Genomic DNA, 18587 nt, shown 5'->3' on the forward strand with positions numbered 1-18587 from the left:
GGTCAACGTGACCGATTGTGCCCACGTTTACGTGTGGCTTATTACGTTCAAACTTGGCTTTAGCCATGATGATCTTCCTTTATAAACTACTCATGGAGGGTCACCCCATGAGCACTTGGTTTTTAACTAAGAAATTAGTTTGGGCTTATAGTAATCGAAAGATTACTCGTCGTCACCTTTTTTACCGCCAGCTTGGAATTTAGCGATGATGCCTTCAGCCACGTTACGTGGAGTTTCAGCATATTTAGCAAATTCCATAGAGTAAGTCGCACGACCTTGAGACATAGAACGCATTTGAGTCGCGTAACCAAACATCTCAGCAAGAGGAACTTCTGCACGAATTGCTTTTGTTCCACCAGGAAGATCGTCCATACCTTGAACCATACCACGACGACGGTTTAAGTCACCCATGATATCGCCCATGTAGTCTTCTGGAGTTTCTACTTCAACTTTCATGATAGGTTCAAGAAGGATAGGATCCGCTTTCATGAAACCATCACGGAAGGCATAAGAACCTGCCATTTTGAACGATAATTCGTCAGAGTCGACGTCATGGTAAGAACCGTCGAATAATGTCGCTTTAATACCAACAACAGGGTAACCAGCCAATACACCATTCTTCATACGTTCTTGAATACCTTTGTCAACCGCGCCAAAGAATTCTTTAGGTACTACACCACCAACAACTTCTTCAACGAATTGGTATTCTTTACCAGCTTCTTCAACATCAAGCGGTTCAAGACGTACATATACGTGACCAAACTTACCTTTACCACCAGTTTGACGTACGAACTTACCTTCTTGTTCAACAGACTTTTTGATCGTTTCACGGTAAGCAACCATTGGTTTACCAATGTTAGCTTCAACACCGAATTCACGCTTCATACGGTCAACAATGATGTCAAGGTGAAGTTCACCCATACCAGCAATAATTGTTTGACCAGATTCTTCGTCTGTACGAACACGGAACGATGGATCTTCTTTAGCCAAACGACCTAAAGCGATAGACATTTTTTCTTGGTCTGCTTTAGTTTTTGGTTCAACAGCCAATGAAATTACTGGCTCTGGGAATTCCATACGCTCAAGAGTAATGATGTTTTTCTCATCACATAATGTATCACCAGTTGTAACGTCTTTAAGACCTACACACGCTGCGATATCACCTGCACGGATTTCATCAAGATCTTGACGTTCGTTCGCATGCATTTGCACGATACGACCGATACGTTCACGCTTAGCTTTAACTGGGTTATAAACCGGATCACCTTGTTTAAGAACACCAGAGTAAACACGTACGAATGTTAAGTTACCTACGAATTTGTCGTTCATGATTTTGAACGCAAGCGCAGAGAACGGAGCTTCGTCAGATGCTTCACGAGACGCTTTAGTTTCGTCTTTGTCGTCAAGGATACCTTCGATCGCTTTAACTTCTGTAGGTGATGGTAAGAATTCAATTACAGCATCCAACATACGTTGAACACCTTTGTTCTTGAACGCAGAACCACAAAGCATTACTTGAATTTCAGAAGCTAATGTACGAGCACGTAAACCAGCGATGATGTCTTCTTTAGAAAGATCACCTTCTTCTAGGTACTTGTCCATTAATTCTTCAGAAGCTTCAGCCGCAGCTTCAACCATTTTTGTACGCCATTCGTTAGACGTATCAACTAGGTCAGCTGGGATATCAGCATATTCAAACTTCATACCTTGAGATGCTTCATCCCAGATAATCGCTTTCATTTCGATAAGGTCAACAACACCCTGGAATGTATCTTCAGCACCAATTGGCACAACGATAGGAACAGGATTACCACCTAAACGAGTTTTAACTTGCTCAACAGCACGGAAGAAGTTTGCACCAGTACGGTCCATCTTGTTCACGAATGCTAAACGAGGCACTTTATATTTGTTCGCTTGACGCCATACAGTTTCAGACTGAGGTTGTACACCACCTACAGCACAGTAAACCATGCACGCACCGTCAAGAACACGCATAGAACGTTCAACTTCGATTGTGAAGTCTACGTGTCCCGGGGTGTCAATTACGTTGATACGGTGTTGTTCGAATTGGTTACCCATACCAGACCAGAAACAAGTCGTAGCAGCAGAGGTAATTGTAATACCACGCTCTTGCTCTTGTTCCATCCAGTCCATTGTTGCTGCACCGTCGTGTACTTCACCAATTTTGTGAGATACACCTGTGTAGAACAAAATACGTTCAGTTGTAGTTGTTTTACCTGCGTCAATGTGCGCAGAAATACCGATGTTACGGTAACGAGTAATTGGAGTTTGGCGAGCCATGATGTCTACATTCCTAAATGTTATATTTAAAACAGGACGCACCAATTAAATTGATGCGCGCGAATATCCAAACAGGCAACTTAAATACCTGCAAAGCCCCCACTTTGATAGAGAGCAATGTTGAATCGAGCTGCTGTACGCATGAATATTCTCCTGAATAAGGCCTGTTTTATCCGCTTAGAAACGGTAGTGAGAGAAGGCTTTGTTAGCTTCAGCCATACGGTGCACATCTTCACGTTTTTTGATTGCTGCACCTTTACCTTCAGCTGCATCAAGCAACTCACCAGCAAGACGTAAAGCCATCGTTTTTTCAGAACGCTTAGCAGCAGCATCTACTAACCAACGCATAGCTAAGGCAGTACGACGGGATGGGCGTACTTCCATAGGTACTTGATAAGTAGCACCACCAACACGGCGTGCTTTTACTTCAACCATAGGACGAACTTTTTCAAGAGTAGTCTCGAAAAATTCAACTGGGTCTACTTTGTTTTTTTCTTGAACGCGTTCTAAAGCACCGTAAACGATACTTTCTGCAATAGATTTTTTACCATCTTGCATTACGTGGTTCATGAATTTAGCGATTGTTTGGCTGCTAAATTTTGGATCTGGAAGGATCTCACGAGCAGCGACTACGCGACGTCTTGGCATTTTAATACACCTAATAATATGACACTTCAGGATGATCCAGCAGTTTGTACAAGTGTCATGTACACGACGCTGGCCTTACTATACGTCGCTTGAATTACAAATCTATGAAGAATTCAAACAAGCGAAACGCTAAAGGGCTTATTCGACTAGTTTCCTAGAATTACTTCTTAGGACGCTTAGTACCGTATTTAGAACGTGATTGATTACGATCTTTAACACCAGCACAGTCTAATGAACCACGAACGGTATGGTAACGTACACCCGGTAAGTCTTTAACACGACCACCACGGATAAGAACAACACTGTGCTCTTGTAAGTTATGACCTTCACCACCGATGTAGCTAGATACTTCAAAACCTGAAGTTAAGCGAACACGGCAAACCTTACGCATAGCTGAGTTAGGTTTTTTAGGTGTAGTTGTATAAACACGTGTACAAACACCACGACGTTGTGGACAAGCCTTCAACGCAGGAACTTTGGATTTTTCAACCAAAGTCGTACGACCCTTACGGATCAACTGATTCGTTGTTGCCATATGGCAATTCTCCCGTTATTAAAAAACCTTAAAAAGAAAATACCTCTTTTTAAGGGCACATAATTGTAAGCCAAGATGCAAAAATGGTCAACACGGCAATACTTACCAAATGTTGACCATATCAATGTTTGACAGCACGATTTACAAATTTAAATAGAGGTTATTTTTACTTTTTAAACCTTCACTTTGTAAGCGTATTGTTAAGAGTATTTTTTATCTTCCAATATCTCGTCATCATCCTCTGGAGTTAGAGCAGGCTTTTGTTCAGTATGCTCATGTTCTGTCACATGTTTATCAGCAAGTTTTTCTAAGCCCTTATGAACATTTTCCTGAACTTTCTCTTCACTTTTTTCGCTTTCTGTAGGTTTTAACACAATAGATACTTTCGAGATTACCTCGTGATTTTCTACTTTATGATGATGAGCAGCATGAATATTGCCATCTTCGCCTACATTTAAAAGTCTTGGGCTTGCTTTTTGAATGAGTGTAACCGCAGCATAATAAGCCTGTAGTGGAGATAAATGCTCACTTGGATGTTCGTTTAAATAATGTCTTGCAGCTCCAAAAATTGCCTGAGCTTTATGTCCTACATCTTCTTGTAATTTCCAGCTATATACTGCACTTAAAACAGCGCCTGCAACTGGGGTAAACTTACCAAAAGCTGAAAGTTTAGGAATACGATTTAACCATTCCCATTTAAACTCCCCTTCTTCATCTGTTAACCAGTTCTTTAAAGTATCTATATCTGTGGTTGAACCTAATACTTGCTGAAATTGATGAATATCTTGAGTTTCCAACATATTCCGCAATGTTTTTAAAGCCAACAAGAGAGTTTGTTTCTCTGCAATCAGGCTAATGTCAACTTCTTTAAAAATAAACTCAACAACATCTTGGTCTGCCACCTCTAGCAAATCAAAGCCATGTGATCTTCCTGTCTGGTAAATAGTTCTTAAAACTAAAACCAATGAAACTGGAATATCTACAGCTGCACCGACCACGCCTGATACACCTGTAATTGCACCTTGTACAGTCGCAATGAGCTTGTTTTGTTCTATAAGCGCCTGACTTAGACGTTGAGAACGACCTGTATCTTTAGTTAATTCAAATAAATCTTTAGCACCCGCTTCTTCTAGGATTTTTTCAGTTAAGGTACTTTTTGAACTAAAGTCATTTAACCAATTAAATAAGTGGCCTGAGATTTTTTCATCCCAATCTGGCGAAAGAAATGTAGCGACACCATTTACTTTTTTAAAATGTCGACCAAATACCTGACGTGTGACTTTTGGTAAATGTTCTCTTAGCATTTGTTGAGGACTTTCATATTGCTCAACTTCAAATGGGCTTTTTGTTCTCGATCTACCTTCAACAGTTTTTCCAGTTGGGATTGGTTCAATTACCTTACTGACGTCACCTGATTGGTTCTGTTGCAAGATACTCAATCCTGTAGAACTGAGCTTTTTAGCCACTCCGAAGACCTGAGAAAACAAATTGTCAGATTGATTATTATTAAATTTTGTCATCAAGTACCTCGATTTTTTAATTTATCTAATTAGAGATAAATACTAGGTGGAATGTGGATTTATCTCAACTTGAATGTGTGTATTTTAGTTAACCCTAAATGCAACATACTATGTATTTAGTTATTTTTTTTAAATGTAAAATTGTCATAAAGATTTGCCATAAGAAATAAAAATCCTTTCTGCTATCATGTTAACAACGAAAAACATGAGTCCCGTTTTCTTACAGCTATATTCTCCTATTCATTTTAATAGCTGTTGAACACGATAGACTCTTAAATATCACCATAAAGGGACCTGTAGATGAAACGTGTTGTAATCACTGGTATGGGTATTAACTCATGTATCGGTAACTCTTTAGAAGCAGTTACTCATTCACTTCAAAATGGAATCTCCGGGACACGTTTTAACCCAACTTATGCTGAACTCAATTTTAAAAGTCATGTCAGCGCTGCTGCAGAACAAGACTTTGATAATATCGACCGTAAATTAAAACGCTTCATGGGCGTATGTGCGATGTATGCATACAACGCTGCTGTAGCTGCAGTTGAACATGCAGGCCTTACTCCTGAACAACTTGCTGGTAATCCACGTTATGGTATTGCAGGTGGTTCAGGTGGTGGCTCAACTGCTTCTGTTGTTGAAATGACAGAATTATTAGAGACTAAAGGCGCACGTAAAGTGGGTCCATTCTTTGTACCACGTAACATGTCAAACACCATTACTGCAAACGTAGGTGTTGCATTTAAGCTACAAGGTATTTCACATACTATTACAAGTGCTTGCGCAACTTCTGCAGATGCAATTGGTTATGCGTACAACTTAATTCAACTTGGCAAACAAGACCTTATGCTTGCTGGTGGCGGTGAAGAAGATCACTGGTCTCAAAGTTTATTGTTTGATGCAATGGGCGCACTTTGCTCGAAATATAACGACTCTCCAGAAACAGCATCTCGCCCCTATTCAGCAGACCGTGACGGCTTCGTTATTGCTGGCGGTGGCGGTTTTGTAGTACTTGAATCACTTGAGCACGCGCAAGCACGTGGTGCGAACATTTTAGCTGAAGTAGTAGGTTATGCTGCGAACAGTGATGGCGCGGACATGGTTGCTCCAAGTGGTGAAGGTGCTACACGTTGTGTATTAATGGCACTTGAAGAAGCTAAGCAACATGGCGTAGAGAAAATTGACTATGTAAATACACATGGTACTTCTACTCCAGCCGGTGACATTACAGAACTTAAAGCAATGGAACGTGCATTTGGTGAAGGTAACGTACCTCCTCTTAGCTCAACCAAATCTATGACAGGTCATAGCTTGGGTGCGGCTGGTGTACAGGAGGCTATTTACTCTGTGCTAATGATGCAAAATGACTTTATTGCACCAAACATCAACGTGACTGAACTTGATGAAGGCGCAAAACCTTTCGATATCGTACTTGAAAAACGTGATGCAAAATTGAATACTGTAATGAGTAACAGTTTTGGCTTTGGCGGTGTTAACGCTTGCCTTATTTTCAAGAAGTGGGATGCATAATCCCACCTAGGATTATCGATGGATGCACCTTCTGATGCTTTTTTGTGGGTAAAAGCATTACATATTATTGCCGTGGTTTGCTGGTTCGCTGCTTTGTTCTACTTACCACGTCTATATGTTTATCATGCTATGAGTGAAGATGCTGCAAGTCATCAACGCTTTGAGGTAATGGAACGCAAGTTGTATCGTGGAATTATGTGGCCTTCAATGATTGCTACATTAATTACCGCCCATTTCCTTGTAGAGTGGGGTGATGCAACTCGACATTACCATCAAGCCACATGGTTTTACCTCAAAGTTGGATTAGTGGCTTTATTAGTGATTTATCATTTGGTATGTGGCTATTATCGTAAAAAGCTCATCGGAAATGCTCACTATAAATCACATAAGTTCTGGCGATTCTTTAATGAAATGCCAACCTTAATTTTATTTGCTGTTGTGATTTTAGTTGTTGTAAAGCCTCAGTTTTAACTGGGGCTTTTGCTTTTCTTATCCAAGAATTCTTTTATTCATCCTAATAAAATGCACAATCTATTCAAACAATTATATTTTTCAAAACAGAACTATAAAATTAATCAATTCCCTACCTCTTTATTTAGCAATACCTAATCTATACTATGCTAAAGAAATAGATGAACTCATTTAATGGCAAAGCTATGCTAACTTTTAATGCCTTTAAACGCTTAATCCATAATCAATTGATTCTTCTTACACTTTTTATTTTCCGTCACTTAAAAAACTACCCGATTAGGTATTTGACTGCTCAAGAAAAATTATTAGCTCAAATGGTCTTCGGCGATCTGCTCGATTGTGAACAACCTAAAATTATTGCTACTCGCTATCTCCCTTGGCAGTCTTGCGGTATTTTTATGGCGCCAAATGGTAATATCTATGTCAATCCTTCTGATTACAGCGAAAATTATGCTCTAGAGTCTAAGTTTATGCAGGGTATTTTTATCCATGAACTCACACACGTCATGCAATATCAAAAAGGTATTCATGTTCTACTTAAAGGTGCCTTACTACAATCAGCCTATTACCTCAGCCTTAAAAGTTACAACCCCTACAAATATACCTACCACCCTGACAAGGCATTTAGTACTTATAATATTGAACAGCAAGGCGAAATTGCCCGTGACATTTGCACAGGAAAAATCCCGAATATTATCTGTTCACCTCAGCTTCATTTGTAACTAAATAATCCATGTTTCTTTAAACGTAACATTTTTTGCCTGATGTAAATGAGAATTCTTATAAATCAGAAATACTTATCTAAACTATAAAATTACGCTTATTCAATTCAAATTATTGAAAAAAATAGAACAGCCTTATTCCAAATTAGCTTGTGATAAGGCAGTATACAAACAATAAAAATAATGAAGCGTGTTTCTATTCTACACAGAAAATCTCGTTATTTTTACGCAGAAAATATGGGATTGGTATATATTATTGATCTTGACATTTTTGTTTACTATTTTAATTGTTTACTATCGTATCATACACATCGTTGAAAAATTATATCCATAAAAATCAACACTATGTGTATCTATATTCGTTATGATCTAGGATTAGGTTTGAATGAAAAGTTTTAAAGTTGCCCTTGCTCAGTTTTCTCCGCATATTGGCAATATTGACTCAAACACCCAAAAGATGATTGAGCAAGTAAATCAGGCGAAAAAACAAGACGCTGACCTGATTATTTTTCCCGAACTTTCTGTTATTGGTTATCCAGCTGAAGACTTATTGTTACGTCCAAATTTAAATAAACGTATGCAAAAGGCTTTTGCGCAACTTGCCGAAGTTAAAGATATTGTTATGGTTTTCGGATTTGTAAACCAGACAGAAGATGGTCAACGTTATAATTCTGCTGCTGTCATGAAAGACGGTCAGGTTTTGGGTGTTTTTAACAAACACAATTTACCAAACTATGGCGTCTTTGATGAAAAACGCTATTTCCAAAAAGGCCATCAGCACTTAGTTTTTGAATATCTTGGGCATAAGTTTGGTGTATTAATCTGTGAAGATATCTGGTCAATTAATACTGTAAAACAGTTAAGCCAATTAAATGTTGATACTGCTCTTGTACTCAACTCATCACCATATGAAGTCGGCAAACCACAACACCGTATACAGACCTTAAGTGAACTTGCAAAACAACTTCATCTAAATATTGTTTATGTTAACCAAGTAGGCGGACAAGACGATCTAATTTTTGATGGCACAAGTTTTGTTAGCAATCAAAATGGTGAAATTGCCTTACAAGCACCGAGCTTTAAAGAAGACATTTATATTGCTGAATTTGACCGCGATACAAAGTTATATAAAGTCACTGAGTCTGCTCCTGCTTTAGAAACCTTTGCAGAGATCTATCAAGGTTTAGTCATGGCAACTCGTGACTATGTAGAGCGCTCAGGTTTCCCAGGTGTGATTTTGGGTCTTTCTGGCGGTATTGACTCTGCCCTTACGCTTGCAATTGCTGTTGATGCAATTGGTGCAGAAAAAGTACAAGCCGTGATGATGCCTTATACCTATACCTCTCAAATTAGTGTAGAGGATGCGGCTGAACAAGCTCGCCGTATGGGTGTGACTTTCGGTATTGCTGAAATTCACTCAATCGTAAATAGCTTCATGCAAACCTTGTATCCTTTCTTTGGTAATTCACCAGCTGACGCAACTGAAGAAAATTTACAAGCGCGTGCTCGTGGCACATTACTTATGGGCTTATCAAACAAGTTTGGTAACTTAGTCCTTTCTACAGGGAATAAATCTGAACTTTCAGTAGGCTACTGTACGCTTTATGGCGATATGGTTGGTGGCTTTGCGGTTCTAAAAGATGTTTATAAAACTATCGTATTTGAATTAGCAAAATACCGTAACAGCTTAAGCGAAACTCCTGTTATTCCTGAGCGTGTGATTACCCGCCCACCTTCAGCAGAACTTCGTCCGGATCAAAAAGACCAAGACTCTTTACCAGCTTATGATGTATTGGATGCTATCCTTTACGCATACATTGAAGAAGATTTAGGTCAGGCCAATATTATTGCCAAAGGTTTTGATAAAGAAGTTGTTGAAAAAGTCATCCGTTTAGTTGATCGTAATGAATACAAACGTCGTCAAGGTGCGATTGGCCCGAGAATTACCTCTCGTGCATTTAGTCGCGAACGACGTTATCCGATTGTCAACGGTTGGACAGCGAATGACTGAGCAGAAAAACTCATCAAAAACTACAGCACTTGCTCAAGCACTTTTGCTTGAGCAGGTGGAATTTTTCAAAAAACAATTATCTATAGAAAACTCACCTATTTATTTCCAGCAATTCATTCAGTTGTTTATGCAACATGCTGACGAAATCAAGCTTCATGAAGTTGTTGATTTAGAGCAACTACAAGCCGTTGTGAAACGCTATGCTTTTGAAATGCAGCTAGGTGCTGGTTTACTTGAGTTTATTGGGGAAATCGCGCAGCGTATTTATTTATCTGCGATGAAATCGCCAATTCAGTTACAAGATTTGGTCTCTGACCACCAATTTGAAATGTGGCTCTCCAAATTTTTGGAAATGGAACATATTCCTCATTATCTCAACCAGTTTTTAAGAACTAGCCCTTCTGTACAACAGCTTTGCCAATATATTGCAACCTCAACTCTAGAACAAAAATTACCAAAACTTCTAACTGCCTCTAGAGTGGATGACTATCATTTTGAATGGCAACATAAACTCAAAAAATTTTCCTTTTTGCAGCAGCAACGTCTTGAGCATAAACTTGAAACTTGGATTGCCAGTTTTATTCATGAGCAACTTACAGAATTAAGTCTTTTATCGAGTGAAGATTTAGAAAGTCTAGTACGTCATGTTTGGGAAGATATTAGACATAAAAAAATGTATGAATTTATGAAACAGCTCACTCCTCTCGATGTTGAAGAGTTTTTTGTTTTAATTTACGAATACTGGAAAGAATTACGCCAGTCACAATTTATGCAAGACCTGATTTTGTATGGCGTTGAAGTTTTTTATGATTTTTATAAAGACCAAAGTTTATTTGAAGTATTAAGTGAGATTGGGTTAACCGAAAGCGACTTACAAACCGAAGCTTTACGTTTTTATCCGAAGGTTATGGATGCCTTTAATGAACACGGTATTTTAGAACCATTACTTCAAGCGCTTTTAGCTCCTTTTTATCAAAGCTCAAAAACACTCGATATGATTGAAAAATACTTTAATGAGTAAAAAATAGATAAAAAGAAACCACGCAGGAGCGTGGTTTTTAAAATGGTGGCTATGACGAGACTTGAACTTGTGACCCCCGCATTATGAGTGCGGTGCTCTAACCAACTGAGCTACATAGCCGTAAACTGTGTGCGCATTATCTATAGTTCTGTATAGCAGGTCAATAGGTAAAAACCCTTAATGCCCATCAATTGAACAAATAAGATTCAGATCATCATTATTTGTTCTTTTTTTAGCATTTTTTTCTTTAAACAATTGATCGGCCACAGAAATATATTAAAGATCTAATACTAGTTTTTTACCTTTAGCTCTCGATACACAAATCATCATGCTCTTCTGTGAGGTCTTTTCTGCATCACTTAAGTATTGATCGAAATGCTCTGCTTCACCTTCTAAAATAGCAGTTTCACATGTACCGCATACACCTTCGCGACATAAGCATTCCACATCAATATTCAATGTTTCAATAGCTTGTAAAATCGTCTGGTTACTTTGTACTTCAATTTCCTGATTAGATTTAGCAAGTACCACCGTAAATGCTTCACCATCTTCAGGAACTGTTGAGGCAAATTGTTCCCAGTGAATGTATTCATCGCGGTAACGATGCTTGTTACAACAATCAATCACAGCATCAATCATGGGTTTCGGCCCACAAACATAGACATGTGTGCCTTTAGGTTGTGATGAAAGCAGTTCATCCAGATTTAATGAGCAACCTTCTGAGTCAACATAACTAAACACATGTTCTGCATGTTTCTGCTTTAACTCATCTAACAAGGCCGCATGTTCAGGTGAGCGATAAGCATAATGTAGTTCATACTCAGCACCGCGTGCTGCAAGCTCATCCATTTGTGGCAAGAATGGTGTAATGCCAATTCCACCTGCAATTAAAATATGCTTATTGCCTGTTTCGGCTAATGGAAATAAATTTTTTGGTTCTGAAATCTGAATTTCACAGCCTTCATTACACTGATCATGCATAAACACTGAACCACCCTTACCTTCCACATCTTTACGAACGCAGACTTGGTAAGTCGATAGGTCTTGTGTACAACTCATCAATGAATATGCATTTGAAAGCTGTTCATTCATTTTGACAATAATATGGCTTCCCCCACTAAATCGAGGAAAGTTCTGCCCATCTTGACGTTTGAACGTAAACCGTTTGATTAAAGGGGTTAGCTGCTCCACATGAGTAACAACCGCCGGGAACATTTCATAATGACTAGCCATATTAGAATCCTTCTTTTACCGCATATTCTTGTTGTTAGGGCTTATCCTTAAAGCCCTAAACACATGTATTTAATGGTCATGAACTCTTCAAGACCATATTTTGACCCTTCACGCCCAACACCTGATTGTTTCACACCACCAAATGGTACAACTTCATTTGAAATTGCTGTGGCATTCATACCGACCATTCCATATTCAAGCTGTTCTGACACTCGCCATAAACGTGAGATATTTTCACTATAAACATAAGCAGCCAAACCAAAGATGGTGTCATTTGCTTGAGCAACAACATCAGCCTCATCAGTAAAGCGAATGAGTGGCGCAACTGGACCAAAAATTTCTTCTTGGACAATTTCCATGGTCCGGTCAACGTTAGTTAAAACTGATGGTTCATAAAAGGTTTGCCCTAAAGCATGCTGTTTGCCGCCGCAAGCAATTTTAGCGCCTTTGCTCACTGCATCATCAATCAACTGTTGTGCTTTCAAAACTGCTTTTTCATTAATTAATGGACCAATTTGCACACCATCTTCAAGTCCATTACCGACTTTAAACTTTTGTACTTCTTGTACAAACTTCTCGGCAAAAGCTTGATAAATATTGTCATGTACATAAATGCGGTTAGCACAAACACAGGTCTGGCCTGCATTACGGAACTTGGCAAAAATCGCACCTTGTACAGCTTTATCCAAATCGGCGTCATCAAATACAATCAGAGGCGCATTTCCGCCCAACTCAAGCGCCAATTTTTTAATGGTGCTTGAACACTGCTGCATCAATAAACGGCCCACTGGCGTTGAGCCAGTAAAGGTCAATTTCTTCACTTTTTCATGTGAAGTAAATACAGAACCAATTTCTTGAGATTTACCGGTAACAACATTAATTACACCAGCTGGAATACCTGCTTTTTCGGCAAGTTTCGCAATCGCTAAAGCACAGTAAGGTGTTTCATTTGCTGGCTTAATCACTATCGTACATCCAGCTGCTAAAGCTGGTGCTGCTTTACGCGTAATCATAGCAATTGGGAAATTCCACGGCGTAATAGCAGCCACAACACCCACAGGTTCTTTACTAATAATAAAACGCTGCTGATTATTGACGGTTGGAATCACATCGCCATAAATACGCTTGCCTTCTTCGGCAAACCATTGAATAAATGATGCAGCGTAACGTACCTCACCTTTCGCTTCTGCCAAAGGTTTTCCCTGCTCAATAGTCATGATTAAAGCAAGTTCATCGGTATGATCGAGAACCAATTTGTACCAAGCCAATAAAATATCTGCACGGTTTTGGGCAGTTAAAGCTTTCCAACTTTTTAAAGCCGTATAAGCAGCCTCAACTGCTTGAGTCGCCTCAGCCGCTCCCATATTTGGAATTGTGCCAATTTCTTCGCCTGTTGCAGGGTTAGTTACCGGAACCGCCGCATTCGACTGTGCAGCTAACCATTGTCCGTTAATATAGGCTTGTTGCTGAAATAATTCAGTACTTTGTAAACTCGACATATCATCTTCCTAATTGAAGAGTCAGGTGTAAGTCATCTTTACACCTGAATAAATCCATTTGTTTTATTTGTGATGCTGCGCCACTAAATGCTGGAAGTAAGCAATACCATGCTCACTGATACCAGAGCGTTGCTTGTCGGTCATAATACGACCTTGACCACGATAACCACGTGATTTCAAACCACGTTGTACGCTTTCGACCAAGTTCAAATCTTCAGGACGGAATACATTGCGATACCACTCAATTAAGTCTTTCTGATCTTGAGTGAGTTCTTCGTTCGTGAAGTAAATATCGTAATGCTGCAAAGTCGTTTCTGCATCTACTGGGAACTCATAGATCACAGTCATGAAATTGCTGCCCGGTGGTACATTGAACATCGTGCAAGGCCAAGTCCAGAAACCGTGAAATTCAGGATCTGTTACTGATGGATCAAGCTTAAATGACTTCTCAGATGAGCGAGCAAAGCCATATTGCAATGTCCAGTTCTGATGTGTGGTATGCCAATATTTATCAACTTGTACGGAGTCAGCAAAACCAGGATGTGCAGGCCCACAGTGGTAACATTCTAGATAATTATCGACAATTACTTTCCAGTTTGCTGGCGTTTCTGTCACGAAACGTGCTGCCAGTTTCAAATCTTTAATTACGCTACATGCTTGATTTAAACGCTCAGCAAATTCCGGAAGCTGGTCTTCTACGCATGTCGCACTTTCATCCATATTAATGAAAACAAAGCCTGCATATTCCTCAACTTTTAAAGGCACCATGCTTGAATTTTCTTTGTCAAAAGATTCGACATGGTCACAGTTACGCGCCAAGGCTAAGCTACCGTCTAGCTTAAAAGTCCAAGCATGATATGGACAAGTAATTACATTTTTTGCTTTACCACTGCCACTTAAAAGTTCGTGACCACGGTGCGGACATACATTATAAAAAGCACGTAAAACGCTATCTTTACCACGAATGATGACAATATTTTCACCAATTACTTTACGGGTAATATAATCATTCGGTTGTGCCAATTCACTGCCATGTGCAACACAAATCCAGCTTTTAGCAAAGATTGCTTCTTTCTCATGCTCAAAAACTTGCGATGAAGTATAGAAAACTTTAGGGAAAGTCCATGCAACATCTGGGTTTGCACAAAAATCTTCAGGTAATTTTTCAACTGCACTCATGTTTTTACTCCATTAAATTCTTTTCGTCCAAATGACTCGATATTAAATTGATATCTTTTCGACACTGCCAAACATGCGGCGTATCGCACTTAGCATGTTTTGATATAAATGTTGAACTTCAGGACAGTCACGCATCAGACGTAAACTGCCATGTAATAAACCTTTGCCTAAATGGAACTCGTTAGGGATACCTGCTTGTTCCACTTTTTGGGTAAGGAAATAACCGTCATCACTTAAAGGGTCATATTCTGCAACCGCCACAAAACTTGTAGGCATATCTGAAAAATCAGTTGCCAATAAAGGCGCTAGACGTAAATCCTGCCAATCTTGTGAATTCGGTGCATACTCCTTTAAATAAAAATGCATATCTTCCGTTGTGAGTAACGGCGCATGGGCATGCTTTTGTGCGGCTGGTGTATCAAGTGCTGTAGTTAAACACGGATAAACCAAAGCCAGCCCTTGAGCTTGTAAACCACTATGCTGTAGATGCACTGCAACGGCTGCTGCTAAGTTACCGCCTGCGCTATCGCCTGCTAGAACGATATTTTCACTATCAATCTGCCAGTCAGAACCATGCTCTTTAAGCCATTGATAAACTGCTAAACAATCTTCAAAAGCTGCTGGAAAGCGATGTTCTGGTGCCATGCGGTAATCCACACCAATGACAACTGCATTTAGGTCCTGACATAAATAACTGGTAATAAACTCATGTGAATCGAGTCCACCGACCATCCAACCGCCACCATGTAAATACAACACACACGGCCAACCAGCTTCAGGTCGTTTAGTTTTTGGTGAATAGATGCGAACAGGTACAGGATGCTCTGCATTTGCAACAACTCGGTCTTCTACTTCGATCTTGCCATCACGAGGCAAAGTATAGTGTCGACACATTGCGTCATATGCTGCACGAACTGAGTCAATATCTGCATCTGCTGGTGAATAAATGCTGCTCCAGTACACAAGACTTTGCATTTCTTCACTTAAGGCATAAGTGGTCTGTTCACATGTAGTCATTACCGTTCCCTCTAGCTGGTTTTTCTGTCCAGTTTGATTGAGCTTGCAAGCTCTAGCTGCATCCGTTTTGCATGTTCATCTTGAGTCTGGTTTAAACCAATTTCCGCATCATCATAACCTTGTTGCTCAATTAAATGTGATGGGACTTTGGCATAATCCTGAATCAACCATTTCACTAAACCATAGGTTTGAATCAGAATAATCACAATGAATGGTAAAGCCGTCACAATAGTTGCCGTTTTCATGGTGTCTAAAGGTGCCTTACTAAAGATCATGGCAATTGGAACCAAAGTCAGCATGACACACCAGAACAGACGGGCATTTGGCGATGGATCTTGCCCTTCACTTAAACCGCGTGTACATGTTGCTGAAACTGCATATCCGACCGCATCCATATGTGCTGCCAAGAACACCACCATAATGCCTAGGAAAATCCACATCATCAGCTTTCCAGCAGGTAATAGGCTGAGCAATTGACCAATTGCAACCTCACCACCCTGTTGGCTTAAGATTTGCGGTACATTTACAGCCCCATGAATAAAGCTATAAACACTGTAGTTTTCAAACACACCAAAGATGAACCAAAGACCAACACTGCCACCAATCACCATGGCAAAGATCACTTCTTTAATAGTACGGCCTTTAGAAACACGTGTTACAAACAGTGCCACACCCGGTGCATATGAAATCCACCATAACCAGTAGAAAACAGTCCATTCACGAGTAAACTTGCCATCGCCCATTGGGTCGGTAAACAGACTCATATCAACAAAGTTGGTTGCCATTAACCCGAAACTCATTAATGAGTTATTCAAAATGAATTGAGTTGGACCAAAGCACAGTACATAAATCGCAAATAACACCACGCCTAAACACACCATGTGACTTAAACGTTGCATGCCTTTATCCATACCCACATACGAACTGAGTGCGAACAGAACTGAAACACCCAAAATAATGATGACCTTAGTCATAAAAGTATTTGGGATACCTGTGAGCTGCGACAAAATATTGGTAAATGTCACAGCAGTGAGTACCAATGAAATCGTCAATGCACCAAACATGCAAAGCAAGAACATAAGGTCAACTAAACGTCCAACCACGCCGGTTGATTTAAAGCCTGTCACAGCCTCAATCACTGAAGCTAAACTTAAACCTTTGTTTTTTCTCACATGGTAGCTGTAGCACAAAGAAATTGATGCCAAAGCATAAATTGCCCATGCACTTAAACCTGAGTGAAAAAACGAGTAAGCCACGCTATATTTCAATGCTTCTGCTGACTCAGGCGGTAAGCTCAAACCCGGAGTTTGATAATAGTAAGCCCAGTCCAAAAAGCCCCAGTACAATGTAGAAGACCCGATACCCGACAAGATGAACATAAAAATCCATGACATCGTGGTGTATTGAGGCTTTCCTTCACCGAGTTTAATTTTGCCGTATTTACTAAAAGCTAGACCAAAAGTAAAAATAATGGCTAAAAAAGCAAACAGTAATACTGGGGTTGTAAATACCGATGTCGTCCACTGCATCCATGTTGCAGCAATCTTTATCGACTCTTGCGAATAAATCGCCAAACCAGCAACTGAAATAAATACAAACAGTAAACTGGTTACGGCAAGAACTTTATCCGTATAAATTTTTGTGTTTTGATTATCCATATCCATACATCCATTTTTGGATGGCGTTATTCCATAGCGAACACGTCCATTTTAATTTGGGCTACACACGATGCAATTGCATCTCCTACCTCATAAGTTTTTGCCTGACCACCGATATCGGCTGTCTTTGGCCCATTAATTAATACATGCTCAATCGCCTGCATAATGTCCTGACCTGCTTGAATGCAACGTTCGTCTTCTTCGCCAAAGAATTCGAACATCATGGCACCTGACCAAATCGCAGCGATTGGATTGGCAATTTGTTTACCGTAAATATCTGGTGCCGAACCATGTACAGGTTCAAACAATGATGGGAATTTTCTTTCTGGGTTTAAATTTGCCGAAGCAGCCAAACCAATAGTTCCTGTACATGCAGGGCCTAAATCGGAAAGAATGTCGCCAAATAAATTCGATGCAACAACCACATCAAAGCGTTCAGGTTGTAAAACAAAACGAGCTGCTAAAATATCAACGTGCTGTTTATCGGCTTGAATTTGTGGATATTGTTTTGCCATCGCATCAACGCGTTCATCCCAATACGGCATGCTGACGGCAATACCATTTGATTTGGTCGCTGCTGTAATTTTTTTCGCATCACGCTGATTTGCAAACTCAAATGCATAACGCAAAATGCGATCTACGCCATGACGTGTAAATACGGCTTCTTGTAAAACAAACTCTCGATCTGTTCCTTCAAAAGCCTTACCACCAATGGCTGAGTATTCCCCTTCACTGTTTTCACGAACCACGTAAAAATCGATGTCGCCCGGTTTTTTACCTACCAATGGACATTTCACACCTGGCATTAAGCGCACTGGACGTAAATTCACATATTGGTCAAAACCACGACGGAACTGGAGCAGCGAACCCCAAAGCGAAATATGGTCAGGCACTTTATCTGGCCAGCCTACAGCACCAAAGTAGATTGCATCGTAGCCCTGTAAAGTTTCAAACCAATCATCCGGCATCATTTTGCCGTGCTCTAGGTAATAATCACAGCTAGCCCAATCGAAAGCATCTAACTGAAGATCAATGCCGTACTTCTCTGCTGCTGCCTTTACAACCTTAATGCCTTCTGGTAGAACTTCTAAACCAATACCATCGCCTGCAATCGTGGCAACTTTATATCTTTTTGCCATAAGCTTCCTTCACACCTTCGCCTAATATCCTTGTATGGCTTAAACATGATGTTTTAAGCAAAAATGATCAACAACAGAACTATCACTCCAATGGACACGGATC

15 protein-coding genes, 1 tRNA gene and 1 pseudogene are annotated in these 18587 nt (G+C 39.9%); 5 read left to right on the forward strand and 12 right to left on the reverse strand.

The annotated features are described in order from the left end of the window. From ACTJJG_RS09300 to ACTJJG_RS09320, 5 genes and pseudogenes are all read right to left on the reverse strand, one after another. A pseudogene (locus ACTJJG_RS09300) lies at positions 1 to 67 on the reverse strand (GTP-binding protein); the annotation flags it as partial. A 95-nt stretch (positions 68 to 162) separates the two neighbouring features. Then, positions 163 to 2301, reverse strand: coding sequence for an elongation factor G (gene fusA, locus ACTJJG_RS09305; RefSeq protein ID WP_002120436.1), 2139 nt, complete (start codon positions 2299 to 2301; stop codon positions 163 to 165). A 177-nt stretch (positions 2302 to 2478) separates the two neighbouring features. Next, on the reverse strand, positions 2479 to 2949 hold the full coding sequence (rpsG, locus tag ACTJJG_RS09310) for a 30S ribosomal protein S7 (RefSeq protein WP_001138055.1): 471 nt from the start codon (positions 2947 to 2949) through the stop codon (positions 2479 to 2481). A 160-nt stretch (positions 2950 to 3109) separates the two neighbouring features. Beyond that, the gene (gene rpsL / locus ACTJJG_RS09315) at positions 3110 to 3484 is read right to left on the reverse strand and encodes a 30S ribosomal protein S12 (RefSeq protein ID WP_002050319.1); all 375 of its coding nucleotides are present in this window, start codon (positions 3482 to 3484) and stop codon (positions 3110 to 3112) included. 200 nt (positions 3485 to 3684) lie between these two features. After that, complete coding sequence (locus ACTJJG_RS09320; RefSeq protein WP_002120376.1) at positions 3685 to 5004, reverse strand: EcsC family protein; 1320 nt, start codon at positions 5002 to 5004, stop codon at positions 3685 to 3687. Positions 5005 to 5304: 300 nt separating this feature from the next. Between ACTJJG_RS09320 and ACTJJG_RS09325 the strand changes: the two genes are divergently transcribed. The 5 genes from ACTJJG_RS09325 (at position 5305) to ACTJJG_RS09345 (ending at position 10759) form a co-directional block, all read left to right on the forward strand. Beyond that, positions 5305 to 6534 carry a beta-ketoacyl synthase N-terminal-like domain-containing protein gene (locus ACTJJG_RS09325; RefSeq protein ID WP_002120440.1) on the forward strand — a complete coding sequence of 410 codons (1230 nt, stop codon included), beginning with the start codon at positions 5305 to 5307 and terminating at the stop codon, positions 6532 to 6534. A gap of 18 nt (positions 6535 to 6552) precedes the next feature. Next, on the forward strand, positions 6553 to 7005 hold the full coding sequence (hemJ, locus tag ACTJJG_RS09330) for a protoporphyrinogen oxidase HemJ (RefSeq protein ID WP_002120291.1): 453 nt from the start codon (positions 6553 to 6555) through the stop codon (positions 7003 to 7005). A gap of 161 nt (positions 7006 to 7166) precedes the next feature. Further along, positions 7167 to 7727: a hypothetical protein gene (locus tag ACTJJG_RS09335; RefSeq protein WP_032056886.1), complete on the forward strand. Its 561-nt coding sequence runs from the start codon at positions 7167 to 7169 to the stop codon at positions 7725 to 7727. 385 nt (positions 7728 to 8112) lie between these two features. Continuing rightward, a complete protein-coding gene (locus ACTJJG_RS09340) occupies positions 8113 to 9738 on the forward strand; it encodes an NAD+ synthase (RefSeq protein ID WP_069119149.1) in 1626 nt (541 codons plus the stop codon). Next, positions 9731 to 10759, forward strand: a complete 1029-nt coding sequence (locus ACTJJG_RS09345; protein WP_032056888.1) for a hypothetical protein — start codon at positions 9731 to 9733, stop codon at positions 10757 to 10759. The genes ACTJJG_RS09340 and ACTJJG_RS09345 overlap by 8 nt, the downstream gene beginning before the upstream one ends. Positions 10760 to 10802: 43 nt before the next feature. Here ACTJJG_RS09345 and ACTJJG_RS09350 read toward each other — a convergent pair. The 7 genes from ACTJJG_RS09350 to ACTJJG_RS09380 all read right to left on the reverse strand — a co-directional run bounded on the left by ACTJJG_RS09350 (position 10803) and on the right by ACTJJG_RS09380 (position 18484). Beyond that, positions 10803 to 10879: transfer RNA gene (locus ACTJJG_RS09350), tRNA-Met, on the reverse strand. 156 nt (positions 10880 to 11035) lie between these two features. Continuing rightward, positions 11036 to 11992, reverse strand: a complete 957-nt coding sequence (gene cntB, locus ACTJJG_RS09355; RefSeq protein ID WP_032056889.1) for a carnitine monooxygenase, reductase subunit CntB — start codon at positions 11990 to 11992, stop codon at positions 11036 to 11038. A 47-nt stretch (positions 11993 to 12039) separates the two neighbouring features. Continuing rightward, complete coding sequence (locus tag ACTJJG_RS09360; protein WP_032056890.1) at positions 12040 to 13491, reverse strand: NAD-dependent succinate-semialdehyde dehydrogenase; 1452 nt, start codon at positions 13489 to 13491, stop codon at positions 12040 to 12042. Between the two features lie 63 nt (positions 13492 to 13554). After that, entirely contained in the window at positions 13555 to 14670 is a 1116-nt protein-coding gene (gene cntA, locus ACTJJG_RS09365; RefSeq protein WP_033848324.1) for a carnitine monooxygenase subunit alpha, read from the reverse strand. 42 nt (positions 14671 to 14712) lie between these two features. Continuing rightward, positions 14713 to 15687 carry an alpha/beta hydrolase gene (locus ACTJJG_RS09370; protein WP_032056892.1) on the reverse strand — a complete coding sequence of 325 codons (975 nt, stop codon included), beginning with the start codon at positions 15685 to 15687 and terminating at the stop codon, positions 14713 to 14715. A gap of 11 nt (positions 15688 to 15698) precedes the next feature. Next, entirely contained in the window at positions 15699 to 17351 is a 1653-nt protein-coding gene (locus ACTJJG_RS09375) for a BCCT family carnitine transporter (protein ID WP_080749776.1), read from the reverse strand. A 20-nt stretch (positions 17352 to 17371) separates the two neighbouring features. Continuing rightward, entirely contained in the window at positions 17372 to 18484 is a 1113-nt protein-coding gene (locus ACTJJG_RS09380) for a tartrate dehydrogenase (RefSeq protein ID WP_032042202.1), read from the reverse strand. Positions 18485 to 18587: the final 103 nt, after the last annotated feature.

This window comes from Acinetobacter sp. 22512 (assembly GCF_052044755.1).
GTDB classification, from domain to species: Bacteria; Pseudomonadota; Gammaproteobacteria; order Pseudomonadales; family Moraxellaceae; genus Acinetobacter; species Acinetobacter pittii.